Below are 24,743 nucleotides of genomic sequence, written 5' to 3' on the forward strand. Positions count from 1 at the left end.
GCCGGGCCGCTCAGCGGTAGGTCAGCGTGCTGCCGACGCGCTCGAAGACCGCTTCACCGCTCGCGGTGCCCTGCAGCGCGCGCTTGAGGAGCTTGTTGGAGGCGGTGCGCGGCATCTCCTCGACCACCCGCACGTAACGCGGGGGCCACTTGGTGCCGAGGTCGGGCTGGGCCTGCAGGAACGCTCCGAACGCGTCGGGGTCGAAGACGGCGCCCGGGGTCATCTCGACGACGGCGAGGACCTGGTCGCCGACCGTCTCGTCGGGTACGGCGAGCACCGCCACGGCCGCGAACCCGGGGAAGCGGCCCAGCAGCCGCTCGATGGGCGCGGCGGCGAGGTTCTCGCCGTCCACGCGCAGCCAGTCGCCGTTGCGCCCGGCGAAGTAGAACCAGCCCTCGTCGTCGCGGTAGGCCTGGTCGCCCGACCAGATCCAGCCACCGCGGGTGCGGCTGGCCTCGGCCTCGGGGTTCCGCCAGTAGCCCTCGAACAGCGCTACGCCGACGGTGTTGACGATCTCCCCGGTCGCCTCCTCGCCGTTGAGCAGGCGCCCCGACCCGTCGAAGCGCGCCCGCGGGCACTCCACCCCGGTCGCGGGGTCGACCACGATCGTGCCCTCCGGCGCCCGGCCCAGCGAGCCCGGCGGCGTCCCGGGCGCCCGCTGGATGGCGATCTCGCCCTCGCTGGAGCCGAACGAGTCGATCACCCGGCAGCCGAAGCGCCGGGAGAACTCCGCGATGTCACGCTCGCTGGCCTCGTTGCCGAAGCAGATCCGCAGGGTGTTGTCGGCGTCGTCGGGGCGCTCGGGCTGGGCGAGCACGTAGTTGAGCGGCTTGCCGACGTAGTTGAAGAACGTCACCCCGTGCCGGCGCACGTCGGGCAGGAACCCGGAGGCGGAGAACCGGCGCCGCAGCACCAGCGTGCCGCCGGTGCACACCGCCGGCGCGACGCCGGCCATGATCGCGTTGGAGTGGAACATCGGCATCACCACGTAGAACACGTCGTCGCCGGTGAGCTCGCGGCGCTCGACCTGCTGGCGCGCGATCCGGCCCATCCGCGCCTGCGTGCAGATCACCGCCTTGGGGGCCGAGGTGGTGCCCGAGGTGAAGATCAGCGACAGGATCGTCTCCGGCGCCACCTCCTGGGTGGCCAGCGGGGTGGCCCCCGCCAGCGCCTGGTCGTACGACGCGGCGCCGACGCGCAGCACCCGCGGGCCGTCCAGCCTCGGCCCCAGGTCGACGCCGTCGAGCAGCGGAGCCCGCGCGTCGTCGACGACCAGCAGCTGGCACTCGGTGAAGGTCACGTCGCGCGCCAGCTCGGCGCCACGGCGGGTCGGGTTCAGCCCGACCACGCTCATCCCCGACAGCGCGGCGCCCAGCCACCAGAAGAGGTGCTCGGGGGTGTTCTCCAGGAACAGCCCGACGTGCCACGGCTCGCCCTCGCGGCGTAGCGACGCGGCCAGGCCGGCGCGCAGCCGGGCCTCGGCGACGACCTCGCGCCAGGTCCAGCTGCGGTCCTCGAAGTGCAGCGCGACGGAGTCGTCCTCGCCGCGCGCCTCGACCAGCGCACCGAAGGTGGTGGCGGGGGAGGTGGTCTGGGTCATCGGGTGCCTCCGGGCAGCAGTCGGTGTACGGCGTCGTCGAGCAGCGCGGTGACCTCGTCGACGGGGCGGCCCGCGGCCACGCCGATCATCGCGCCGAGGAACAGGGTGCTGAGGATCCGGGCGGCCGCCTCGAGGTCCGCGTCGGAGTGGCCGGCGGTGTCGCCGGCGCGCAGGGTGTCGCCGATCCAGGTGGCCCGCTCGGGGCCGAAGCCGACCTGGGCGTCGGACTCCAGCAGGGCCGGGGCGCTGGCGACGTAGGCGCGGTAGAGCGCCTGGTAGAGCAGCGGCTTGTCGGCGGCCTCGCGCATGATCCGGGCGAAGACCGCGCTCAGCCGGTCCGCCGGCGAGTCGCCGCGCGGGCGGCGCTGGCGCACCCCCTCGGCGGAGCGCTGGCCGAGCGCCATCAGCGCCTCGGTGAGGATCTGGTCCTTGGAGCTGACGTGCTGGTAGGCGGTCGGCACCGAGACCCCCGCGCGGGCCGCCACCGGCCGGATCGCCACCGCGTCGTACCCGCCCTCGCTGGCCAGCTCGATGGCGGCGGCGATGAGCTTGTCGCGGGTGGCCGCCCGGGCGGGGGAGAGCACGTGGCGCACGACGCGGGGACCTTCCATGCCGACCAGCCTACCCGCGCCATAGACGGACGGATAGACGCGTGGTTAACATGTGTCTACTGCGCCGTCGGTCGAGCCCCGTCTCCGTCGCGCGCCCCGCCGTACCTCGGAACAGGAGCCACCCGTGGACCTTCGTGAGACACCGGAGCAGCAGGCGCTGCGCAAGGAGCTGCGCGCCTACTTCGCCGCCCTGCTGCCCGACGACGAGCGGCGCGAGGTCGGCGAGCAGGGCGCCGGCGGCCCGCGCTTCCGCGAGGTCGTCAAGATGCTCGGCCGCGACGGCTGGCTGGGCGTCGGCTGGCCGACCGAGTACGGCGGGCGCGGGCTGACCGCCGAGGAGCAGTTCATCTTCTACGACGAGGTGCAGCGCGCCGGCGTGCCGTTCCCGCTGGTCACCATCAACACCGTCGGTCCGACGCTGATGGCGTTCGGCACCGAGGAGCAGAAGGCCAAGTACCTGCCCGGCATGCTCACCGGCGACATCGTCTTCGCGATCGGCTACACCGAGCCCGACGCCGGCACCGACCTGGCGTCGCTGTCGACCCGCGCGGTGCGCGACGAGTCGACCGGCGAGTTCGTGGTCGACGGCAACAAGATCTTCACCACCGGCGGCAACACCGCCGACTACGTCTGGCTCGCCTGCCGCACCGACCCCGAGGCCCCCAAGCACAAGGGCATCTCGATCCTGATCGTGCCGTGCGAGGACCCCGGCTACACCTGGAGCCCGATCAAGGCCGTCGGCGGGATGAGCGTCACCGCGACCTACTACTCCGGCATCCGGGTGCCCGCCGATGAGGTCGTCGGCGAGGTGAACGGCGGCTGGGGGCTGATCACCGCCCAGCTCAACCACGAGCGGGTCGCGCTGGCCGCGCTCGGCGGCCGGATGATCCAGCTCTGGGAGACCGTCCTGGCCTGGGCCAAGGACAACGGCACCATCGAGCAGCCCTGGGTGCAGGCGGAGATGGCGCGCACCTACGCCAAGCTCGAGGCGATGCGGCTGATGAACTGGAAGATGACCGCGGAGGTCAAGGAGGGCACGCTCACCGGCGCCACCGCCGGCGCCGCCAAGACCTATGGCACCGAGACCCACATCGACGTCCAGCGCACGCTCACCCAGGTGCTCGGCGCGGCCGGCCGGATCCGGCCGGGCTCCCCGGCGGCGGTGCTGCACGGCCAGGTCGAGCAGCTCTCCCGCCAGGGCATCGTCAACACCTTCGGTGGCGGCGTCAACGAGGTGCTGCGCGACATGATCGCCACCCAGGGGCTCAAGATGCCGCGGGGCAAGCGGTGAGCGCCGCCGAGACCGCCGCGACCGACACGTCGTACGACGAGCGGCTGATGGCCTTCGTCGGGCGCCGGCTCAGCGAGGCCAAGCCCGCCCAGGACCCGGTCAACGTGGCGATGATCCGGCACTGGGTGGAGGCGATGGAGCTCTCCAGCCCGGTCCACCTCGACGCGGACGCCGCCCGAGCCACCGGCCGTGACAGCGTCGTCGCACCCGCCTCGATGGCCCAGGCCTGGGTGATGCGCGGGTACGCCGCGACCGTGCGGCCCAACGCCGCCGCGGGCGCCTTCGGCGAGCTCGTGGACCTGCTCGCCGAGGGCGGCTACACCTCGGTGGTGGCCACCGACTCCGACTTCGAGTTCGTCCGCGAGCTCGTGCCCGGCGACCACGTCAGCTCCGACGAGATCGTCGAGGCGATCTCGCCGGAGAAGACCACCGGCCTGGGCACCGGCCGCTTCGTCACCACGCTGAAGACCTACCGCGACGCCGACGGCGAGGTGGTCGCCACCCAGCGCTGGCGCACGCTGCGCTTCAAGCCGAAGGCGGCCGCCGCGGCCCCCGCCCCGTCCGAGGAGGAGGCGCCGCGAGCGCTGCGCCCGCGGCCCGCGGTCAACCTCGACAACCAGTTCTGGTTCGACGCGGCCAAGGAGCACCGCCTGGTCATCCAGCGCTGCGCCTCGTGCCAGACGCTGCGCCACCCACCCGGCCCGGGCTGCCCGCACTGCGGCTCCTTCGAGTGGGACACCGTCGAGGCCTCCGGCGCGGCGACCCTCTACAGCTGGGTGGTGGCCCACCACCCCAAGCACCCGGCCTTCGACTACCCGCAGCTGATCGCGGTCGTCGAGCTCGCCGAGGGCACCCGGCTGATCACGAACCTCGTCGAGTGCACCGCCGACGACCTCGAGATCGGCATGGCGCTCGAGCTGCAGTGGCTCGACGCCGACCCCGAGCTGACCCTGCCGGTCTTCCGTCCCGCCACCGCGGGCGCGAGCGCCCCGGCCGACCCCCAGGAGCACTGATGGACTTCCACCTCGACGAGGATCTGCAGGCCGTCCAGGGACTGGCCCGCGAGGTCTTCACCGACAAGGCCACCACCGACCGGGTCCGCGCGGTCGAGACCACCGAGAGCCGCATCGACGAGACGCTGTGGGCCGACCTGGCCACCACCGGCCTGCTCGGGATCGCGCTGCCCGAGGAGCACGGCGGCGCCGGCCTCGGTCCGGCCGCGCTCGCGGTCGTGCTCGAGGAGCAGGGCCGCTGCGTGGCCCCGGTCCCGCTGTGGACCGCCGCGCTCGGTGCGCTGGCGATCGCCGAGCACGGCACCGACGCCCAGCGCGCCGCGCTGCTGCCCGGGGCCGCCGAGGGCTCGCTGCGGATCACGCTGGCGCTGGAGGAGTACGACGGCGCCTCCCCGGCCGCCCCGCGCGCCACCGCCACCCGCGCCGGCGACGGCTGGACGCTCACCGGCGTCAAGGCGGTCGTGCCCTCCCCGCAGGGCGCCAGCCACGTGCTGGTCTCCGCCGCCACCGCCGTCGGGCCCGGCCTCTTCCTGGTCGAGGCCGGCGCTGCCGGGCTGGGCTGGGAGCTGGCCGCGGTCACCAGCCACGACCTGGCCGGCGAGCTCACCCTGGACGCGGTCGCCGCCGAGTCGGTCGGCGAGCCCGGCGGGCCGGCGCTCACCGCGCTGCTGCGCCAGGCCCAGGTCGCGCTCGCCGCGATCCAGGTCGGCGTCGCCTCCGGCGCGCTCGCGCTGGCCGCGTCGTACCTGGCCGAGCGTGAGCAGTTCGGCCGCCCGCTGGGCACCTTCCAGGCGCTGCAGCACCAGCTCGCCGACTGCTGGATCGACATCGACGCGATGCGGGTCACCGTGTGGCAGGCGCTCAGCGACCTCGAGGACGACCCGTCCGGGGCCGCCGCCGCGCGCTCGGCGCTGGTCGCGGCGTGGTGGTGCGACCAGGGCGGTCTCGACGTGGTGCACCGCGTGCAGCACGTGCACGGCGGCATCGGCGTCGACGTCGACTACCCCGTGCACCGCTTCTTCCTGTGGGGCAAGCAGCTCTCCTCGACCCTCGGCGGGTCGGCCGCCACCCTCGCCGAGCTCGGCGGCGTCCTGGCCACCCAGGAGGTCCGCTCATGAGTGCGACCTCCCTGGCCCCCACCCGGACCCCCGCGCAGGTCGCCGTCGGCGACACCCTGCCCGAGCTGGCGATCCCGATCACCCGCACCCTGATCGTGGCCACCGCGATGGCCAGCCGCGACTACCAGGACGTCCACCACGACCCGGCCCTGGCCCGGGAGCGCGGCTCGAAGGACATCTTCATGAACATCCTGACCAGCAACGGCCTCACCGAGCGCTACGTCGCCGAGTGGGCCGGGCCGGCCGCGGTCGTGAAGCGGATCAAGATCCGCCTCGGCGCGCCCAACTACCCCGGCGACACGATGACCTTCACCGGCTCGGTCTCCGCGGTCGACGGCAACCGGGTCGAGGTCGCCGTGCGCGGCGACAACGCGCTCGGCACGCACGTCGGCGGCACCGTCGTCGTCGAGCTGCCCGTGGCCGACGCCCGGGTCGAGACCGCGGGAGGCGCCTCGTGAGCATGCCCATCTCCGGCGCCACCGCGATCGCGGGCATCGGCGCCACCGAGTTCTCCAAGGCCTCCGGGCGCAGCGAGCTGCAGCTGGGCTGCGAGGCCGTGCAGGCGGCGCTGGACGACGCCGGCATCGCGCCCTCGGAGGTGGACGGGATGATCACGTTCACCGCCGAGTCCAGCTCGGAGAACCACATCGCCCGCAACGTCGGCATCGGCGACCTGAGCTGGTTCTCCCGGGTCGGGCACGGCGGGGGAGCCGCCTGCGGCACGGTGGCCCAGGCCGCGGCCGCGATCCACAGCGGGCTGGCCGAGGTCGTCGTGTGCTGGCGCTCCTTCAACGAGCGCTCCGGTGAGCGCTACGGGCTGGGTCAGGCCAACCGGCCGATGGACACCAACGCCGATCGCGCGGCGTACTCCTGGATGACGCCGTTCGGGCTCTCCACCCCGGCGCAGTGGGTGGCGATGTTCGCGCGCCGCTACATGCACGAGTACGGCGCGACGTCGCAGGACTTCGGCCGGGTCGCGGTGGTCGACCGCAAGCACGCCGCGACCAACCCCAAGGCGTGGTTCCACGGCCGCCCGATCACGCTCGAGGAGCACCAGGCCTCGCGCTGGATCGCCGAGCCGCTGCACCTGCTCGACTGCTGCCAGGAGACCGACGGCGGACAGGCGATCGTGGTCGTCTCCGCCGAGCGGGCGCGCGACCTGGCGCACACGCCGGTGCTGGTTCACGCCGCGGCCCAGGGGCAGGCGAAGGACCAGCACATGATGACGTCCTACTACCGCCCGACGATCTCCGGGCTGCCCGAGCTCGGCGTGGTCGCCCAGCAGCTGTGGCGCCAGAGCGGGCTCACCGCGCAGGACATGGACGCCGGCATCATCTACGACCACTTCACCCCGTTCGTGCTGCCGCAGCTCGAGGAGCTCGGCTTCTGCGGACGCGGCGAGGCCCGCGACTTCATCGCCGACGGCCACCTCGAGCTGGACGGGTCGCTGCCGTTCAACACCCACGGCGGCCAGCTGGGCGAGGCCTACCTGCACGGCATGAACGGGATCGCCGAGGCGGTCCGGCTGGTACGCGGCGAGTCGGTGAACCAGCCCGGCAGCGTGGACAACGTGGTGGTCACCGCCGGCACCGGCGTCCCGACCAGCGGCCTCGTGCTCGGGAGCGACCGATGAGCAGCGCGCACAGCACCGATCCGACGACGAGCCTGGGAGGGCAGATGGAGAACGCCGGCGACTGGGTCGGGAAGGTCCTCGGCGAGCGGACCGTGGCCTACGACGAGCGCGACGCGATCCTCTACGCGCTGGCCGTCGGCGCGCCCGCCGACGACCTCGACCTGGTCTTCGAGGAGCGGCTGCGGGTGCTGCCCACGTTCGCGCTGACGCTGGCGCAGTGGGCGCCCGACGCGCTCGGCTCCGCGGGCGCCTTCGACACCTCCACCGCGGTGCACGGCTCCCAGCGCCTTGAGGTGCTGCGCGAGCTGCCGCGCTCGGGTGAGGTGACGATGCGCGCCTCGGTCGCCGCGGTCTGGGACAAGGGCTCGGCGGCGATCTTCGAGGTGGCCGTGGAGAGCGACTACTCGGTGGCGACCTGGGCGATCTTCGCGCCCGGCTGCGGCGGCTTCGGCGGCGACCGGGGCCCCTCGGCCCCGGCGGCTGCCGAGGGCGAGGCGACCTCGCGCCTGGAGGTGGCCACCGCGCCGAACCAGGCCGCGCTCTACCGGCTGCTCGGCGACCGGCACCACATGCACGTCGACCCGGCGGCCGCGCAGGCCGCCGGGCAGCCGCGGCCGTTCCTGCACGGGCTCGCCACGCTCGCCAGCGTCACGGTTCCGCTGGCCCGGGCCGCCGGCGCGCACCCGGCCGACCTGGTCGCCCTGGACGGGCGCTTCGGGGCGCCGGTCTTCCCCGGTGACACCCTCGCGGTGGACGCCTGGGTGAGCGGCTCCTCGGTCCGCTTCGAGGCGCTCGCCGACGGCCGCCCGGCGCTGCGCGGGGCCCGGGCGGAGTTCGGCTGAGCGACGCCGCCGCCCAGCGAGACCGGGTGCCCGCGCTGAACCCCGACAGCGTGCTGGCCAAGGTGCTCAAGGTGCTGCACGCGTTCACCGCCGAGGACACCGGCGTCACCCTCGCCGAGCTGGGCCGGCGCACCGGGCTGGCGAAGGGCACCCTGCACCGCGTCGCCACCGACCTGGTCGCCGGTGGCCTGCTCGACCGGGACGGGCAGCACTACCGGCTCTCCGGGCAGCTGTTCGCCCTCGGCATGCGCGCCTCGGTGGAGCGCGGGCTGCTCGAGGTGGCCACGCCGTTCCTCGAGGACCTCTACGAGCGCACCCACGAGACCGTGCACCTGGGGCTGCGCGAGGACACCGAGGTCGTGTACGTCGCCAAGGTCGGCGGTCACCAGCAGGTCAAGGCGCCCTCGCGGCTGGGCGGGCGGATGCCGCTGCACGCCACCGCGATCGGCAAGGCGCTGCTGGCCCACGCCCCCGGGGAGGTGCGCGCGCGGGTGCTCACCGGGCCGTTGACGCGCCACGCCCCGCGCACCATCGTCGCGCCCGGCATCCTGGCCCAGCAGCTGGCGGCGGTCCTGGAGACCGGGGTGGCCTTCGAGTTCGAGGAGTCCTCGGTGGGGCTGGCGTGCGTGGCCGCGCCGGTGCTCGACAGTGCCGACCGGGTGGTGGCCGCGGTCAGCGTGACCGGCCCGGTCACCCGGTTCTCCCCGCAGCGCCACGCCGCCTCGGTGCACGCGGCGGCCGCCGGCATCGCGGCCACCCTGGCGCGCCGCGACGCGCTGCGTCGTACCGACTGAGCGGCGCCGCGCACCGGGCGGGGCGTTCCACTCACCGGAACCTACGGCTGTCCGGGGGGCGGGTGATGGCACAGGCTGGGGAGCACCGACCCAGCGCGCCGCGTCGCGCCCCCGACCCGGAAAGACCCGATGACCACCACCCCCGCAGAACCGGCCGGCCCGCAGGCGCCCGCCGGGTCGCCCAGCCCCGAGGCGATCAAGACCGCCGCCGACCGGCTGATCGCCGCCCTGGAGAACCGCGCGCCCTGCGCCCCGGTCCGCGAGCTGATCGGCGCCGACGACGTGGCGGCCGCCTACCGTGTCCAGGAGCAGCTGACCGCGGCGCGCCTGGCCGGCGGCGCGCGCATCGTCGGGCGCAAGATCGGCGCCACCTCCGAGGCGGTGCAGACCCAGCTCGGCGTCGACCAGCCGGACTTCGGCGTGCTGTTCGACGACATGGACTGCACCGCCGACGGCGAGGTCCCGATGCACCGGCTGCTGCAGCCGAAGGTCGAGGCCGAGGTCGCGTTCGTGCTGTCGGCCGACCTCGCCGACGGCCCGCTCGACGTGGCCCAGGTCCGCGGCGCGGTCGAGTACGCCGTGGCGGCGCTCGAGATCGTCGACTCCCGGATCGGGGACTGGAACATCTCCTTCGGCGACACCGTCGCCGACAACGCCTCCAGCGGCCTGTACGTCCTCGGCACCGAGCGCCGGACGCTGGCGGAGGTCGATCCGGTCGAGGTCGAGATGTCGATGAGCATCGACGGCGAGGTGGTCTCCACCGGCAACGGCGCCGCCTGCCTCGGCGACCCCCTCAACGCGCTGTCCTGGCTGGCCCGGATGGCGCGCGAGCACGGCGAGCCGCTGCGCGCCGGCCAGGTCATCCTCTCCGGCGCGCTCGGCCCGATGCGTCTGGTCGAGCCCGGCTCCGTCGTCACCGCCGAGATCAGCGGCCTGGGCAGCGTCACCGCCCGCTTCAGCGCCGACGAGCCCACCGAGTCCACGTCCAGCACCCCGCACCCCACCCAGGAGCACCCGTCATGAGCGAGCCCACCCAGCAGCCGTCCGGGAAGACGAAGGTCGCCATCATCGGCTCCGGCAACATCGGCACCGACCTGATGATCAAGGTCATGCGGCTCTCGAAGAACCTCGAGATGGGCGCGATGGTCGGCATCGACCCCGACTCCGACGGCCTGGCCCGCGCGGCCCGGTTCAAGGTGCCGACCACCCACGAGGGCGTGGACGGGCTGATGGCGATGGAGGGCTTCGACGACATCGAGATCGTCTTCGACGCCACCTCCGCCAAGGCCCACGTGGCCAACGCCGCCAAGCTCCAGCCGCTCGGCAAGCGGATGATCGACCTGACCCCGGCGGCCATCGGCCCGTTCGTGGTGCCGGCGGTCAACATCGAGGAGCACCTCGACGCCCCCAACGCCAACATGGTCACCTGCGGCGGCCAGGCCACGATCCCGATCGTCGCGGCCGTCTCGCGCGTCGTACCCGTCGCCTACGCCGAGATCGTCGCCTCGATCGCCTCGAAGTCCGCCGGCCCCGGCACCCGCGCCAACATCGACGAGTTCACCGAGACCACCTCGCACGCGATCGAGAAGGTCGGCGGCGCCGAGCGCGGCAAGGCGGTGATCATCCTCAACCCGGCCGAGCCGCCGCTGATCATGCGCGACACGGTGTTCTGCCTGGTCGCGGCGCCCGAGGAGTCGGTGCACGAGGAGATCCGCGCCTCGGTGGAGAAGATGGTCGCCGACGTCGCGGCCTACGTGCCCGGCTACCGGCTCAAGCAGCAGGTGCAGATCACCGAGATCCCCGAGGACCAGCCGGTGCACACGCTGTTCAAGGACGGCACCAGCACCCGCCCGACCCACCAGGTGTCGGTCTTCCTCGAGGTGGAGGGCGCCGCCCACTACCTCCCGGCCTACGCCGGCAACCTCGACATCATGACCTCCGCGGCGCTCCAGATGGCCGAGCGGATCGCCCAGAAGGGGGCCACCCGATGACCACGAAGCTCTTCATCCAGGACGTCACCCTGCGCGACGGCATGCACGCCGTGCGGCACCGGATCACCCCCGAGAACGTCGGCAGGATCGTCGCCGCGCTCGACGCGGCCGGGGTGGACGCGATCGAGGTCGCCCACGGCGACGGCCTCGCCGGCGGCTCGGTCAACTACGGTCCCGGCTCGCACACCGACTGGGAGTGGATCGAGGCGGCCGCGGCCCACATCGACAAGGCGCGGCTGACCACGCTGCTGCTGCCCGGCGTGGGCACCATCGAGGAGCTCAAGCACGCCTACAGCCTGGGCGTGCGCTCGGTGCGGGTGGCCACCCACTGCACGGAGGCCGACGTCTCCGCCCAGCACATCGCCACCGCCCGCGAGATCGGCATGGACGTCGCCGGCTTCCTGATGATGAGCCACATGGCCCCCGCCGACGAGCTCGCCAAGCAGGCCAAGCTGATGGAGTCCTACGGCGCGCACTGCGTCTACGTCACCGACTCCGGCGGCCGGCTCACCATGAACGGCGTCGCCGATCGGGTGCGCGCCTACCGCGACGTCCTCGACGCCGGCACCGAGATCGGCATCCACGCCCACGAGAACCTCTCGCTGTCGGTGGCCAACTCCGTGGTCGCGGTGGAGAACGGCGTGACCCGCGTCGACGCCTCCCTGGCCGGTCACGGCGCGGGCGCCGGCAACTGCCCGATCGAGGCGTTCATCGCGGTCGCCGACATCTACGAGTGGGACCACCGCTGCGACGTGTTCGCGCTGCAGGACGCCGCCGACGACATCGTGCGCCCCCTGCAGGACCGTCCGGTCCGGGTGGACCGGGAGACCCTCACGCTGGGCTACGCCGGGGTGTACTCGAGCTTCCTGCGCCACGCCGAGGCGGCCTCGCAGCGCTACGGCATCGACGTCCGCTCGATCCTGATGGAGGCCGGCCGGCGCCGGCTCGTCGGCGGCCAGGAGGACATGATCGTCGACATCGCCCTCAACATGGTCGCCGAGCGCGACGGCAAGGCCAGCTGAGCGTCGTACCCGGCCCCTGGGCCTGCGCACGGGCGCTCACCGGATCTCGGTGAGCGCCCGTTCGCGACGCGCGGCAGCGGCAGCGGCGGCGGCTCGGCTACGGTCGGCGTGGACCAGCCTCGACGGAAGGGACAGCGAGCCGATGTGCGCTCCCAGGACGCGACCGGGCACCGGAGCGCGACGATGAACCGCTTCCGCACCTCGACGGAGTCCCAGGCGGTCGTCCCGGCCTCGCGCGAGCGGATCTGGGAGGTGCTGGTCGATCCGGTGCTGCTCACCCGGTTCACGCCGTTCCTGGCCCGCATCGAGGTCGACGGTGACCACTGGCGCTGGGAGATGAGCAAGCTGCCGGTGCTCGGGATCAGCGTCGCGCCGGCGTTCACCGAGCGGATGACCTTCGACGAGCTGCGCCGCATCGACTACGTCCACGAGCCGCCGCCCGGCGCGACCGAGCACGCGGGGGTCAACGGCTGGTACGACATGAGGGACGTGGACGGGGGCACGCACCTCGCGATCAGCGTCGGCATCGAGGTCGAGCTCCCGCTCGCCCGGGTGGCGGCCCCGGCGGTGCAGGTCGCGATGAAGGGCGTGGTGCTGACGATGGGGCACCAGTTCTCCGCCAACCTGCGCCGGCACCTGGGCCTGGAGGCCTGAGGCCGGGGCCCGTCGGAGCCCGTCGAGGCCCGTCGAGGCTCACAGGGGATCCACAGGTCGCTCCCATCTGGGTGCGAGGTTGCGGCGGTCTCCTAGAGGCATGAACAGAGAACCCGCCCCGAGGCCGCAGGCGGCTCCCGGTTCTACGGAGAGCCGACCCGCGGCGAACCAGCCCCAGTCCCCCTACCCCTACCCCTACCCGCAGCAGTCCGCGACCGGCCAGCCTCCGGCCGGTCAGCCTCCGATGAGCCAGGCCCCCGGCAGCCAGCCGCCGGGCAGCCAGCCGCCGGGCGGCCAGCCGCCGGCCGGTCAGTTCCCGTTGGGCCAGCCGGCTCAGCCCTACCCTGCCGGGTCGCCGGCGCGGTCGAACCGCAAGCCGATGATCCTCAGCGGCCTGGCCGGTGCCGTGGCCGGCGCCGTCCTCGCCGCCGGCATCGCCGTACCGGTGACGATGGCGGCCGCCGACAGCGACGCCCCGTCCGGCCCGATGCAGGGCGACACGATGCCCGGCTCCGGCTCGGACTCCCAGCCCGGCTTCGGCTTCGGCGCGCCCGACGGGGGCTCCGACGGTGGCTCCGACGGCGACTCCGACGGCGGGTCCGGTTTCGGATTCGGATCCCCGGACGGCGGCTCCGGCTTCGGTGACCACTCCCACGGATCCGCCAGGCCCTCCGGCGTCGAGCCCACCGACGAGCAGTCGCGCGGCGTCGTACTGGTCGAGTCGGTGATGCAGGGCGGCTCCGGTGCCGGCACCGGCATGGTCCTCGAATCCGACGGGCTGGTGCTGACCAACTACCACGTGGTCGAGGACTCCACCCAGGTCCGGGTGACGGTCGCCGACGACGGCAAGACCTACGACGCCGACGTGGTCGGCGCCGACGAGGAGGCCGACGTCGCCGTCCTGCAGCTCGAGGACGCCTCGGACCTGGACACCGTCACCCTCGACGACGACGGTGACGCCGAGGTGGGCGCCAGCGTGACGGCGGTGGGCAACGCGCAGGGCCAGGGCTACCTCTCCGCGATGCCCGGCTCGGTGACCGCGCTGAACCAGGACATCACCACCTCCCAGGGCCTCGAGTTCGGCGCGTCCGGCGCCGACCTGACCGGCCTGGTGCAGACCGATGCCGCGGTCGTGTCGGGCTACTCCGGTGGCCCGATGCTCGACGAGGAGGGCGAGGTCGTCGCCGTCACCACGGCGGCCGCGAGCGATGCGTCGCAGAGCTTCGCGGTGCCGATCGACAAGGCCCTCGAGATCGTCGAGCAGGTCGAGGACGGCGACCAGAGCGGAACGGTGCGGATCGGTCCCGGGGCGTTCCTCGGGATCGGGGCCCAGTCCGCGCGCAACGGGGTCGTCGTCGCCGAGGTCGAGCAGGACGGTCCCGCCGCCGAGGCCGGGCTGGTCGCCGGTGACACGATCACGGCGCTGGACCAGACCTCCGTGCGCTCGATGAGCGACCTGACCCGCGCGCTGTCGACCTTCGAGCCCGGCGACGAGGTCGAGCTGAGCTGGACGACCGCGGCCGGCGCGACCCGCTCCGCCACCGTGACGCTCGGCGAGAGCCCCGTCAACTGATCCTGTCCCCTCCACTACCGACAACCTGCACTGAGCCCGGTCCCCGTGACCGGGCTCAGTGCATTCCGCTCGCCCTCCTCGATGCCGGGACCCTGCGCGCCGTGATCGGGCTGTACTGCCGGATCGTCACCGTCACCACACGCTCGAGGACCGGACGAACTGTTCCGCACCTGCGCCGCGCCGAGCCGGCGGTGGAGCCGGTGCTGGAGCGGCTCGAGTCCGAGCACGTGGTGATCCACGCGCTGCATGGACCGGTGGACCGGGCCCCGGTGGCCCTGGCCGGCGACGTACGGGGGACCCGGCCGCGCTGGAGGGCCTGCCGCTGGCAGGTCGACGTGCCCACCGACGCCCTGTTCAGCCACCTCGCCTACAAGGAGCGCGAGCCGCTGCATCCCCTGGCCCGGCCCGCCATCACCCGACGGCCCGCCCGCGCCCGGCATCAGGGGCTAGGAGGTGCGCCGATTGGTCAGAGACGGCAGGTCTTCAGCGGTTTTCGTCGCCGTTTGGTCCCCAACGGCGGCTCCGGCGGCGGCTCCGGCGGCTCCGGCGGCGGCGGCTCCGCCCCGCCCCGCCCGCATCGCCCGCAGCGCACCCACGACGATCGCACAGCCCACGACGGCGTCGAGCCAGTAGTGGTTGGCGGTGACCACGACGACGGCCAGGGTGAGCGTGGGGTGCAGGGCCCACAGCCAGCGCCACCGGGTGCGGCCGGCGCTGATCAGCACGACCGCGACCAGCAGCGCCCAGCCGACGTGGAAGCTCGGCATCGCGGCGTACTCGTTGGACAGGCTGGACAGGATCGGGGCGGCGTAGACGGAGTCGCCGCCCTGCAGCGCGGTGTCGACCATGCCGAGCTCGGTGAGCAGGCGAGGCGGCGTCACCGGCATCACCATGTGGATGACCATCCCGACCCCGGTCGCGGCGATCAGCGAGCGCTTGGCCCAGTGGTAGGTGTCGCGGCGGCACAGGAACAGCCACAGCAGCACCCCGAAGGCGACCGGGAAGTGCGCGGCCGCGTAGTAGCGGTTGGCGGCCTCGATGAGGGACTCGTGGTCGATGACCTGAGCCTGGATCCACGCCTCGGAGGGCAGCGGGAGCCGCTCCTGGACGCGCAGGATCCAGCGTGCGTTCTCGTCGGCGCGAGCCACGTCCTGGGCGGCCAGGATGCGCCCGAGGTTGTAGACGGCGAAGGCCAGCAGCAGCTGGCCGAGCTCGGTGACCAGCGAGCGGACCGAGGCCCCGGCGACCCGCAGGTCACCGAGGCGCGACATGACCCCGAGCGACGGGGAGCTCGCATCGTTCGGGGTCATGTCGCGGGTGGGGCCTTCCGCCTCAGGCGTCGACGAGCGAGTCGTCGCTGGAGTGCAGGTCCTTCATGTGCGGGCGCTCGAGCTTCTCGCCCTCGACGTCCACCTCGGGCAGGATCCGGTCCAGCCACTTCGGCAGCCACCAGGCCTTCTCGCCGAGCAGGTACATCAGCGCCGGGATCAGCGCCATCCGCACCACGAAGGCGTCGAAGAACACCGCGATCGCGAGGGCGAAGCCCATCGACTTGATGATCGGCTCGTCGATCAGGATGAACGCCGCGAACACGGCCATCATGATGACCGCGGCGGCCGAGACCACCCGGGCGCTGTTGCGGAAGCCGTCGACCACGGCGTGGTCGGTGGTGGCGCCGTGCACGTGCGCCTCCCGCATCCGGGTCACCAGGAAGACCTGGTAGTCCATGGCGAGACCGAAGACGAGCCCGATCAGGAAGATCGGCATGAAGCTGACGATCGGCTGACCCTCGAACCACCCGAACGCGCCCTCCTGGAAGACCGCGACGGTGGCGCCCAGCGTGGCGAGCACGGAGAGCAGGAACCCGAACGTCGCGGTGAGCGGCACCAGGATCGAGCGGAACACCAGGATCAGCAGGATGAAGGCCAGCCCGATGACCACGGCGAGGTAGATCGGCAGCGCGTCGGAGAGCCGGTCGGAGACGTCGGTGGTGATCGCGGTCAGCCCGGTCACACCCATGGTGGTGCCGGTCTCCTCCTCGATCTGCTCCTGGCCGTCGCGCAGGTCCACGAGCAGGTCGTGCGTCTCGGGGTCGTCGCCGCCGAACTCGGGGGTGATCATGATCTGCGCGCCGGTCGCGGGGCCGGCGGGCCGGCCCTGGGCGTCGGTCTCCGCGTTGGTCATCACCATCTGGGCGTTCGCGACGCCCTCCTGGCCCGAGGCCCACTCGGTGACGGCGCCGAAGGCGGCCATCCGCTCCTGGTCGTCGTCGATGTCGCGCCCGTCCACGACGAGCAGCATGGGGGCGTCACGGCCCGGGCCGAACGACTCCGCGATCAGGTCGGAGGCCTGGCGCTGGGTCTTCTCCGGCGACGCGGTGCTGTCGGTCGGGAAGGCCAGGTGCAGGTCCTTGAGCGGGATCGCGAGGGCGCCCAGGGCGACGATGGCCAGCACGGCCACCACGAGCGGAGCGCGGCGCACCAGGCGCGCCCAGCGCACGCCGTTGTTCAGCAGGCGGCCGTCGGCCTCGCGCTTGGGGTGCATCGTGTGCACGCGGGCGCCGAACGCCTTGGTCTTGAGCATGCCCAGGATGGCCGGCAGCAGGGTCAGCGCGACGAGGACCGCGACCAGCACGGTGGCAGCGGCGGCGAAGCCCATCGAGGTGAGGAAGGGGATCCGGACGACGGCGAGCGCCGCCAGCGCGATCAGCACCGTCAGGCCGGCGAAGACGACGGCCGATCCGGCCGTGCCGACGGCGACGCCGGTGGCCTCCTCCCGGTCGTCGGTGTGGTCGAGCTCGTTGCGGTAGCGGGCCAGGATGAACAGGGCGTAGTCGATGCCGACCGCGAGGCCGATCATCGTGGCGAGCATCGGGGTGGTCGAGCCGATGTCGGTGAACGCCGTCATGCCGGTGATGCCGGCGATGCCGATGCCGACGCCGATCAGTGCGGTGACCACGGGGAGTCCGGCGGCGACCAGCGACCCGAAGGTCAGGATCAGGATCAGCACGGCGACCGCGATGCCGATGAGCTCGGACTTGGCGCTGACCTCGAGCATGGCGGTGCTGCCCGAGCCGTTGGCCTCGACGGTCAGGCCGTCGGTGCTGGCCTCGTCAATGGTCTCCATCAGCGCCTCGATGGTCTCCGGCTTGACGTCGGTGACGGTCTCCACGTCGAAGTCCCAGGTGATGGTGCCGACCCGGCCGTCCTTCGACAGCGGGGAGAGCGCCTCGGCGTTCGCCTTCGCCACGTCCTCGGGAGTGCCGGCCGCCATCGAGGCCTCGACCAGCTGCTTCTGCTGCGCCGCGGCGGCGTCGACCGGGTTGGCCAACGGGGTCTCGGGCATCTGCGGCAGCTCGGCGAGGTCGGCGATCAGGGCGTCGACGGCCTCGCGGTTCTCCGGGTCGGCCAGCTTCTCGCCCTCGGGGGCCGCGACCACCACCTTCACGCTGGCCTGGTCGAAGGCGTCCTGCGCGCCCGGGAAGAGCTCAGCCTGGAGGTCGGCGGCCTTCTCCGAGGGGATCCCGGGGATCGAGAACGCGTCGGACATGGGCTTGGACATGGTGGCCGCGAAGGTGCCGACCGCGATCAGAGCGATCAGCCAGGCGGCGAGGAAGATCGGCCACCGCCGGTAGGCGGTCTTGCCGAGTCGGTAGAGCAGGGTTGCCATTGGGGAGGTCTCCTGGTGGGCGTGGTCGGTGCCCGGGTGGGGCTTGGGAGGAAGATCAGGCGAGCAGTTGTCGGGCGGTGTTGAGGACGTGGTCGTAGGCCTCGCCGAGATCGTGCTGATCGGGGTCGGTCAGGAAGATCTCCAGGGCCGAGTCGAACAGGCAGGCGATCAGGCGGACGGCGATCTGGGCGCGCCGGGCGTCGAAGGCGGCACCCTCGCGCCGGCGGATCTCCTCGACGACCTGGCCGCTGAGCGCCAAGAACCGGTCATGGGCGGCGGCCAGCAGTCGGGGCGAGGCGAGCAGGATGCTCCGAGCCCGGGCGACGTCCTCGCGGCTGAGCTCCTGGTCACTGAGCAGGTCCACGCACAGGTCGCGCAGATCGCCGACCAGGTCGCTGCCCGCGCCCCGCGCCCGGAAGCGCTCGGCGGCCTCGGCGGAGAACACCGGGGCGAGGCCGAGCACCGCGTCGAGCTTGCTGGGGTAGTAGTTGAACAGCGTCCGCCGCGACACCCCGGCGGCCTCACTGAGGTTCTCCATCGTGAAGCCGTCGAGGCCGTGCTGCTCGGTGAGCTTCTGGGCGCAGACCGCGATGCGGTGCCTGGTCGCCTCGCGGCGATCGGCCCGGGAGGTTGCACTTTCGGTCACGCAGTGCAGTTTTGCACTCTCTGTCAAAAGTGCAGCGCCGGCGTCGTGTGATCCTGCTCCCAACCGCCCCGCCCAGCCTCTGGTCTTGGCCCGTCGGCCCGCCCGGACTGCGGATACTGAGCCCATGTCCGAACCCGCACTGACCCCCCTGCTCGGCGAGCGCTGGAGCCCGAGCATCTTCGACCCGGGCCACGTGCTGGCCGACGAGGACCTGGAGACCCTGCTCACCGCCGCGCGCTGGGCGCCGAGCGCCGGCAACTCCCAGCCCTGGGCGTTCGTGGTGGCCCGGCGCGGCACCAAGGCCCACGACGTCGTCGTGGAGGCGCTCAGCCGTGGCAACCTGGGCTGGGTACCGCGGGCCTCGGCGGTGCTGGTCAACCTCGCCCAGACCGCGGCCGACCCGGACGGCAACGGTCCCGCCTTCGCCGGCTTCGCGGCGTACGACCTGGGTCAGGCGGTCGCCCACCTGAGCCTGCAGGCCGCCGCGATGGGGCTGCACACCCACCAGTTCGCGGGCTTCGACCACGATCTCGTGGCGCAGCGCCTCGAGGTGCCCGCGCACTTCACGGTGACCACGTGCATCGCGATCGGCCGGCACGGCGACCCGGCGACGGCGGACGAGGCGCTGCGCGAGCGCGAGGCCAAGGTCCGCGGTCGCAAGCCGCTCGAGGAGTTCGTGTACGGCGGGACCTGGGGCTCCGCCTGGCGCGGCTGACCCCGGCGCGCGCTCAGCCGGCGGCTACGCCGAGTCCGAACTCCTCGCGCCGCGCCACCGGCACCAGGTCGACGTACTCGCCGTTGCGCTGGAGGAACTTGGCGAAGAAGGCGCAGGTGGGGATCACCGCGAGGTCGTGCTCGCGGGCGTGGTCGAGCGCCCCGACGGTGAGCTCCTTGGCGAGCCCACGCCCCTCGAAGGCCGAGTCGACCTCGGTGTGGGTGAAGTCCACCACGTCGTCGGAGAGCCGGTAGTCCACGAAGCCGGCGAGCCGGCCGTCGTCGTAGATCTCGAAACGGGCCTGGTCGGGGTTGTGCCTCACCTCGGTCATGGCGACGACGGTACCCACCGCGCACACGCCCCTCGCAAGCCGAGAGGATCGGTGCCCCTGCCCAGGTGTGATCTACGTTGCAACGGGGAATGGGGGTCTGTTGTGCGGTCATCCCGACCGCCGGGCACCTCGGGAGCAGCCGATGTCGACCACGACCACCCACCCCTCCTCCCCGCCGCCGACGTCACGGGGCCGACTCGACCCGAGACAGCTGGCGATCTGGGGGGCCGTCGCCGCCGTCGGGGCGGTGTGCTGGGCGGTGCTCGCCCTGTCGCGGGGCGAGGAGGTCTCCGCGCTGTGGATCCTGTTCGCGGCGCTGTGCTCCTACGCGATCGCCTACCGGTTCTACTCGCGCTTCATCGCCTACAAGGTGCTCGGCGTCGACGACACCCGAGCCACCCCGGCCGAGCGGCTCGAGAACGGCGTCGACTTCGAGCCGACCGACAAGCGGGTCCTGTTCGGACACCACTTCGCCGCCATCGCCGGCGCCGGTCCGCTCGTCGGGCCGGTCCTCGCCGCCCAGATGGGCTACCTGCCCGGCACCATCTGGATCATCGTCGGCGTGATCCTGGCCGGCGCGGTCCAGGACATGGTGGTGCTGTTCTTCTCGATGCGCCGCGACGGCAAGTCGCTGGGCCAGATGGTGCGCGAGGAGATCGGCGTCGTCGGCGGCATCGCCGCGCTGATCGCGGTCTTCGCGATCATGATCATCATCCTCGCCGTGCTGGCCCTGGTCGTGGTCAACGCGCTCGCCGAGTCGCCGTGGGGCGTGTTCTCCATCGGTCTGACGATCCCGATCGCGCTGTTCATGGGCTGGTACCTGCGCTCGGTGCGTCCCGGCAAGGTCCTCGAGGTCACCGCCATCGGCGTGGCGCTGCTGCTGCTGGCCATCATCGGCGGCTCCTACGTCGAGGAGTTGGGGCTCGACAGCGCGCTCACCCTCGACAAGGAGACGCTGACGCTGCTGCTGGTGGCCTACGGCTTCGTCGCCTCGATCCTGCCGGTGTGGATGCTGCTCACCCCGCGCGACTACCTCTCGACGTTCATGAAGATCGGCGTGATCCTGCTCCTCGCCGTCGGGCTGATCCTGGCCAACCCGGTGCTGGCCGCGCCCGACGTCTCCTCGTTCGCCACCAACGGCGACGGGCCCGTCTTCGCCGGCAAGCTCTTCCCGTTCGTGTTCATCACCATCGCCTGCGGCGCGCTCTCCGGCTTCCACGCGCTGATCGCCTCGGGCACCACCCCGAAGATGGTGCAGAAGGAGAGCCACGTCCGGATGATCGGGTACGGCGGCATGCTGATGGAGTCCTTCGTGGCGATCTCGGCGCTGATCGCCGCGTGCGTCATCGACCAGGGCCTGTACTTCTCGATCAACTCGCCCGTCGGCGCGACCGGGGGCACCCCCGAGACCGCCGCCGAGTTCGTGCGCACGCTCGGGTTCACGATCACCCCCGCCGAACTGAGCGCGGCGGCGGCCTCGATCGAGGAGGACTCGCTGATCTCGCGCACCGGCGGCGCGCCCACGCTCGCGTTCGGCATCTCCCAGATCTTCACCGAGGCGTTCGGGGGCGGCCTGGCGGCGTTCTGGTACCACTTCGCGATCATGTTCGAGGCGCTGTTCATCCTCACCGCCGTCGACGCCGGCACCCGGGTCGGTCGGTTCATGCTGCAGGACACGATCGGCAACTTCTGGCCGCGCTACGGCGACGTCTCCTGGAAGCCGGCCTCCTGGTCGGCCAGCGCCGTGGTGGTCGGGCTGTGGGGCTACATGCTCTACGTCGGGGTCACCGACCCGCTGGGCGGGATCAACCAGCTGTTCCCGCTGTTCGGCATCGCCAACCAGCTCCTCGCCGCCATCGCGCTGACCCTGTGCGTGACGCTGCTGGTCAAGCACGGCAAGGCGAAGTGGGCGTGGGTGCCGGGGATCGGGCTGGCCTGGGACCTGATCGTCACGATGACCGCCAGCTGGCAGAAGATCTTCAGCGACGACCCGAAGATCGGCTACTTCAAGCAGGCCTCGGTCTATCGCGACGCCCAGGACGCCGGCGAGGTGCTGGCGCCCGCCGCGGACGCCGACCAGATGCAGCAGATCATCAACAACTCCATCCTGAACGGGACCCTGCAGGCCACCTTCGCGGTGCTGGTGATCGTGATCGTCGCCAACGCCGCCTGGGTCGTGGTCCGCACGCTGCGCGCCGGCGGTCAGGCGCCGACCACCGAGGTGCCGCGGGTGGAGTCGGAGCTGGTGGCCACGTGAGCGACGTCGTGGGCCGCCCGGCCCACTCCCGTGCGGCGGCTCTGTGGGGCCGGGTCCGCTGGTACCTCGCGGAGATCTCCGGGGACGCCCGCTACCAGCGCTACGTCGAGCGGTGCGCGCAGGCGGGGGAGCCGGCCCGCGACCGCGACGCCTACGAGCGGCACCGCTCGGCGCATCGCGACGCCCATCCGGAGGGGCGCTGCTGCTGATGAAACACGCGTTGCGGGATGCGTCGGGTGCGTTAACCGCTGCTTTACGTCCGCGCAACGAGACCACCGCACAGTGATCGCGGCGGGCAGGGAGCCCGCCCAGCGCGATCATCCAGTGGGGTTTCACATGCGTCCTCTCGCCTCCTCGTCCCGGTTCGGCCGCGTCCTGGCCCTCACCTCCGCCGTGCTCCTGGCCTCGAGCCTGGCCGCCGGCTGCAGCTCCGAGGAGGACGCCTCGGCCGACGACGTCGTCAAGATCGGCACGCTGCGCGGGCAGCCGCACTTCTATGCGCCCTACCTCTACGAGGACCACGCCTCGGGCGACGTCAGCTACGAGGTGGTCGCGCTGGACACCGCTCCCGCGCTGAGCGACGCGCTGGTCAGCGGCCAGATCGACTTCGCGCTGGGCAGCATCACCGCCACCATCGGCTCGGCCGCGCAGGGCAGGGACCTCCGGATCGTCGCCGGTGCGGCCGACGGGGGCAGCGGCTTCGTCGGCAACGAGTCGATCGGCGAGGTCGGTGACCTGGTCGGCAAGAAGCTCGGCTACCTGGCCTCCAGCTCGCAGGAGGTCGCGCTGCGGCTGACCCTGGAGCAGGCCGGGGTGGACATCGAGAAGATCGACCTGGTCTCGCTCAAGCCCACCGAGTTCTTCAACGCCTTCGACTCCGGGCAGATCGACGCCTTCTTCGCCCCTGAGATCGCGGTCTCGCTGGCGCTGGGGGCCGGCGGGCACGAGATCGTGTCGCCGTACGAGACCCCGATCGCGAAGGTGAACCTCGGCCTGATCACCACCGGCGAGATGATCGAGAAGGACGCCGAGCTGGTCCAGGAGGTCGTCGACACCCACGCCGCCGCGACCGACTACATGGTCGACCACCGCGACGAGTGGCTGCCCGAGCTGGTCGAGACCTACGGTGGCGACGAGGACACCTTCGACTTCGCGCTGGACAACTTCTGGCTGCGCGCGGACCTGTCGGCGCAGTACCAGACCCAGATCCAGGCGCTGATCGACCAGCTCGAGCGCCTCGGCCTGGTGAAGGGCGCCCCCGAGCTGGGCGACGTCGTCGACGACTCGTTCGCCCCGGAGGCGTCGTGACCGGCACCCTGGCCGGGGTGGCCCGGCGTACCGCGCTGGCGCTGGTGGTCCCGGTGCTGCTGGTGATCGGCTGGCACCAGGGCGTCGAGCAGCGCTGGGTGCTGCCCTTCGACATCAAGATGGGCTTCCTGCCCCCGCCGTGGGAGGTCGCGCGCGGCATGTGGGACTTCGCCTTCGGCGGCCTGCTCGACGACGCCTACAGCGGCAAGCTCTGGGAGCACCTGTGGGCCAGTACGACGCGGGTGCTGGCGGGCTTCGGCCTGGCCGCGCTGTTCGCCATCCCGCTCGGGGTGCTGATGGGGCGCTTCCCTCTCGTCAACGCCGCGCTCGATCCGACCGTGAACCTGTTCCGCCCGATCCCGGCCACGGCCTGGGTGCCGCTGGTGCTGCTGGTGATCGGCTTCGGCTCGCAGGCGACGATCTTCCTGATCCTGATCTCCAGCTTCTTCCCGATCCTGATCAACACCGTCGCCGCCGTGCGCCAGGTGCCGGAGCGGATGGTGGAGGCCGCCCAGATGCTCGGCACCAGCCGGCTCGGGATCCTCACCAAGGTGGTCGTCCCGGCCGCCACCCCCGGGATCGTCAGCGGCCTGCGGATCGGGCTCGGCCTGGCCTGGGTGATCCTGGTGCTCGGCGAGAGCAACGGCATCGAGCTCGGCCTCGGCGGCGTGATCAACCTGGCCCGCGAGCTCGCCCGCACCGACCTGATCGTGGTCGGCATGGTCTACATCGGGCTGGCGGGTCTGCTCTCGGACCGGCTTCTGCTCCTGATCCTGCGGGGCGCCTTCGGGCGCCGCCCGCTCGTGCGCTGAGGAGGCGACGATGACCATCGAGACGACCAGGGCCCTGGCCCAGCTGAAGGCGGGCACCGGCACCGTCCGGGTCCAGGGGCTCTCCAAGCGCTACGGGCCGGCGGGCACGGGGGTGGACGCCCTCGCCGGGCTGGACCTGGACATCGCGGCGGGCGAGTTCGTCGCCCTGGTCGGGGCGAGCGGGTGCGGCAAGAGCACGCTGCTGCGGATCCTCGCCGGCTTCGAGACCGCGACCGGTGGCCACGTGGAGGTCGGCGGCGAGCCGGTGCGCGGGCCCGGTCCCGAGCGGGGTGTGGTGTTCCAGGACTACGGGCTGTTCCCCTGGCTGAGCGTCGCCGAGAACGTCCGGTTCGGGCTGCGTCAGCGCGGGATCCCGCGTGCCGCCGCCCGGCGCCAGGCGGAGACGTTCATCGAGCTGGTCGGGCTGACCCGGTTCGCCGACCGGTTCCCCGGCGAGCTGTCCGGCGGGATGCAGCAGCGGGTGGCGATCGCCCGGGTGCTGGCCAACGACCCGGCCGTGCTGCTGATGGACGAGCCGTTCGGGGCCCTGGACGCGCTCACCCGGACCTCGCTGCAGCGCGAGCTGAGCCGGCTGCACGTCGAGACCGGCACCACCGTCGTGTTCGTGACCCACTCGATCGAGGAGGCGGTCTTCCTCGCCGACCGGGTGGTGGTGATGACCGGCGGCGCCTCGCACGGCGTACCCGGCTCGATCGCCCAGGTCGTCCCCGTCCAGCTGGGGGCGGTCCGCGACGTCAACTCGCCCGACTTCAACGAGATCGAGCGGACGATCTCCGCTCTGGTGCACGCCGGACCGCAATGACCCCGACTTGGCGGTAACCCGGCTCGGATAGCAGAGTTCG

24 protein-coding genes are annotated in these 24,743 nt (G+C 72.5%); 18 read left to right on the forward strand and 6 right to left on the reverse strand.

Translation table 11 applies throughout. From position 1 onward, the window contains the following. Positions 1 to 10: 10 nt before the first annotated feature. Both AC6EH9_RS02450 and AC6EH9_RS02455 read right to left on the reverse strand, forming a co-directional pair. Positions 11 to 1,600, reverse strand: coding sequence for an AMP-binding protein (locus AC6EH9_RS02450; protein WP_498420177.1), 1,590 nt, complete (start codon positions 1,598 to 1,600; stop codon positions 11 to 13). Continuing rightward, positions 1,597 to 2,211: a TetR/AcrR family transcriptional regulator gene (locus AC6EH9_RS02455; protein WP_498420179.1), complete on the reverse strand. Its 615-nt coding sequence runs from the start codon at positions 2,209 to 2,211 to the stop codon at positions 1,597 to 1,599. The genes AC6EH9_RS02450 and AC6EH9_RS02455 overlap by 4 nt, the downstream gene beginning before the upstream one ends. 124 nt (positions 2,212 to 2,335) lie before the next feature. On the opposite strand from AC6EH9_RS02455, the gene AC6EH9_RS02460 reads away from it, so the two are divergent. From AC6EH9_RS02460 to AC6EH9_RS02515, 12 genes are all read left to right on the forward strand, one after another. After that, a complete protein-coding gene (locus AC6EH9_RS02460) occupies positions 2,336 to 3,502 on the forward strand; it encodes an acyl-CoA dehydrogenase family protein (RefSeq protein ID WP_498420180.1) in 1,167 nt (388 codons plus the stop codon). Then, positions 3,499 to 4,515, forward strand: coding sequence for a bifunctional MaoC family dehydratase N-terminal/OB-fold nucleic acid binding domain-containing protein (locus AC6EH9_RS02465; RefSeq protein ID WP_498420181.1), 1,017 nt, complete (start codon positions 3,499 to 3,501; stop codon positions 4,513 to 4,515). The genes AC6EH9_RS02460 and AC6EH9_RS02465 overlap by 4 nt, the downstream gene beginning before the upstream one ends. Continuing rightward, positions 4,515 to 5,633, forward strand: coding sequence for an acyl-CoA dehydrogenase family protein (locus AC6EH9_RS02470; RefSeq protein ID WP_498420183.1), 1,119 nt, complete (start codon positions 4,515 to 4,517; stop codon positions 5,631 to 5,633). Before AC6EH9_RS02465 ends, AC6EH9_RS02470 begins: the two co-directional genes overlap by 1 nt. After that, the gene (locus AC6EH9_RS02475) at positions 5,630 to 6,091 is read left to right on the forward strand and encodes a MaoC family dehydratase (protein WP_498420184.1); all 462 of its coding nucleotides are present in this window, start codon (positions 5,630 to 5,632) and stop codon (positions 6,089 to 6,091) included. Before AC6EH9_RS02470 ends, AC6EH9_RS02475 begins: the two co-directional genes overlap by 4 nt. 2 nt (positions 6,092 to 6,093) lie before the next feature. Continuing rightward, a complete protein-coding gene (locus tag AC6EH9_RS02480; RefSeq protein WP_498420619.1) occupies positions 6,094 to 7,266 on the forward strand; it encodes a lipid-transfer protein in 1,173 nt (390 codons plus the stop codon). Then, on the forward strand, positions 7,263 to 8,108 hold the full coding sequence (locus tag AC6EH9_RS02485; protein ID WP_498420186.1) for a MaoC/PaaZ C-terminal domain-containing protein: 846 nt from the start codon (positions 7,263 to 7,265) through the stop codon (positions 8,106 to 8,108). Before AC6EH9_RS02480 ends, AC6EH9_RS02485 begins: the two co-directional genes overlap by 4 nt. A 26-nt stretch (positions 8,109 to 8,134) precedes the next feature. Beyond that, positions 8,135 to 8,902, forward strand: a complete 768-nt coding sequence (locus AC6EH9_RS02490) for an IclR family transcriptional regulator (RefSeq protein WP_498420188.1) — start codon at positions 8,135 to 8,137, stop codon at positions 8,900 to 8,902. Between the two features lie 129 nt (positions 8,903 to 9,031). Then, positions 9,032 to 9,925, forward strand: a complete 894-nt coding sequence (locus AC6EH9_RS02495) for a 2-keto-4-pentenoate hydratase (RefSeq protein ID WP_498420190.1) — start codon at positions 9,032 to 9,034, stop codon at positions 9,923 to 9,925. Continuing rightward, the gene (locus AC6EH9_RS02500) at positions 9,922 to 10,893 is read left to right on the forward strand and encodes an acetaldehyde dehydrogenase (acetylating) (RefSeq protein WP_498420191.1); all 972 of its coding nucleotides are present in this window, start codon (positions 9,922 to 9,924) and stop codon (positions 10,891 to 10,893) included. The genes AC6EH9_RS02495 and AC6EH9_RS02500 overlap by 4 nt, the downstream gene beginning before the upstream one ends. Beyond that, positions 10,890 to 11,915 carry a 4-hydroxy-2-oxovalerate aldolase gene (dmpG, locus tag AC6EH9_RS02505; RefSeq protein ID WP_498420193.1) on the forward strand — a complete coding sequence of 342 codons (1,026 nt, stop codon included), beginning with the start codon at positions 10,890 to 10,892 and terminating at the stop codon, positions 11,913 to 11,915. Before AC6EH9_RS02500 ends, dmpG begins: the two co-directional genes overlap by 4 nt. A 183-nt stretch (positions 11,916 to 12,098) precedes the next feature. Beyond that, on the forward strand, positions 12,099 to 12,569 hold the full coding sequence (locus tag AC6EH9_RS02510) for an SRPBCC family protein (RefSeq protein ID WP_498420195.1): 471 nt from the start codon (positions 12,099 to 12,101) through the stop codon (positions 12,567 to 12,569). Positions 12,570 to 12,813: 244 nt separating this feature from the next. Then, positions 12,814 to 14,142 carry a S1C family serine protease gene (locus tag AC6EH9_RS02515; protein WP_498420197.1) on the forward strand — a complete coding sequence of 443 codons (1,329 nt, stop codon included), beginning with the start codon at positions 12,814 to 12,816 and terminating at the stop codon, positions 14,140 to 14,142. A gap of 446 nt (positions 14,143 to 14,588) precedes the next feature. Here AC6EH9_RS02515 and AC6EH9_RS02520 read toward each other — a convergent pair whose 3' ends face one another. The 3 genes from AC6EH9_RS02520 to AC6EH9_RS02530 are packed head-to-tail and all read right to left on the reverse strand — an operon-like array spanning position 14,589 to position 18,457. After that, positions 14,589 to 15,452 carry a phosphatase PAP2 family protein gene (locus AC6EH9_RS02520; protein WP_498420199.1) on the reverse strand — a complete coding sequence of 288 codons (864 nt, stop codon included), beginning with the start codon at positions 15,450 to 15,452 and terminating at the stop codon, positions 14,589 to 14,591. 22 nt (positions 15,453 to 15,474) lie between these two features. Next, entirely contained in the window at positions 15,475 to 17,811 is a 2,337-nt protein-coding gene (locus AC6EH9_RS02525; protein WP_498420201.1) for an MMPL family transporter, read from the reverse strand. 55 nt (positions 17,812 to 17,866) lie between these two features. Then, the gene (locus AC6EH9_RS02530; RefSeq protein WP_498420202.1) at positions 17,867 to 18,457 is read right to left on the reverse strand and encodes a TetR/AcrR family transcriptional regulator; all 591 of its coding nucleotides are present in this window, start codon (positions 18,455 to 18,457) and stop codon (positions 17,867 to 17,869) included. A 124-nt stretch (positions 18,458 to 18,581) separates the two neighbouring features. Here AC6EH9_RS02530 and AC6EH9_RS02535 point away from each other — a divergent pair, with 124 nt between their 5' ends. Then, positions 18,582 to 19,172, forward strand: a complete 591-nt coding sequence (locus AC6EH9_RS02535) for a nitroreductase family protein (protein ID WP_498420204.1) — start codon at positions 18,582 to 18,584, stop codon at positions 19,170 to 19,172. Between the two features lie 13 nt (positions 19,173 to 19,185). On the opposite strand, the gene AC6EH9_RS02540 is transcribed toward AC6EH9_RS02535, so the two are convergent. After that, entirely contained in the window at positions 19,186 to 19,503 is a 318-nt protein-coding gene (locus AC6EH9_RS02540) for a GNAT family N-acetyltransferase (RefSeq protein ID WP_498420206.1), read from the reverse strand. A 142-nt stretch (positions 19,504 to 19,645) separates the two neighbouring features. Here AC6EH9_RS02540 and AC6EH9_RS02545 point away from each other — a divergent pair, with 142 nt between their 5' ends. The 5 genes from AC6EH9_RS02545 to AC6EH9_RS02565 all read left to right on the forward strand — a co-directional run bounded on the left by AC6EH9_RS02545 (position 19,646) and on the right by AC6EH9_RS02565 (position 24,703). Further along, the gene (locus AC6EH9_RS02545) at positions 19,646 to 21,760 is read left to right on the forward strand and encodes a carbon starvation CstA family protein (RefSeq protein ID WP_498420207.1); all 2,115 of its coding nucleotides are present in this window, start codon (positions 19,646 to 19,648) and stop codon (positions 21,758 to 21,760) included. Continuing rightward, entirely contained in the window at positions 21,757 to 21,969 is a 213-nt protein-coding gene (locus tag AC6EH9_RS02550) for a YbdD/YjiX family protein (protein WP_498420209.1), read from the forward strand. The genes AC6EH9_RS02545 and AC6EH9_RS02550 overlap by 4 nt, the downstream gene beginning before the upstream one ends. Before the next feature lie 127 nt (positions 21,970 to 22,096). Further along, positions 22,097 to 23,068 (forward strand): ABC transporter substrate-binding protein, encoded by a 972-nt coding sequence (locus AC6EH9_RS02555; protein WP_498420211.1) that lies wholly within the window; start codon positions 22,097 to 22,099, stop codon positions 23,066 to 23,068. After that, positions 23,065 to 23,880, forward strand: coding sequence for an ABC transporter permease (locus AC6EH9_RS02560; RefSeq protein WP_498420213.1), 816 nt, complete (start codon positions 23,065 to 23,067; stop codon positions 23,878 to 23,880). Before AC6EH9_RS02555 ends, AC6EH9_RS02560 begins: the two co-directional genes overlap by 4 nt. Positions 23,881 to 23,890: 10 nt before the next feature. Continuing rightward, positions 23,891 to 24,703: an ABC transporter ATP-binding protein gene (locus AC6EH9_RS02565; protein ID WP_498420214.1), complete on the forward strand. Its 813-nt coding sequence runs from the start codon at positions 23,891 to 23,893 to the stop codon at positions 24,701 to 24,703. Positions 24,704 to 24,743: the final 40 nt, after the last annotated feature.

The organism is Nocardioides sp. Z21_20 (genome assembly GCF_059766585.1).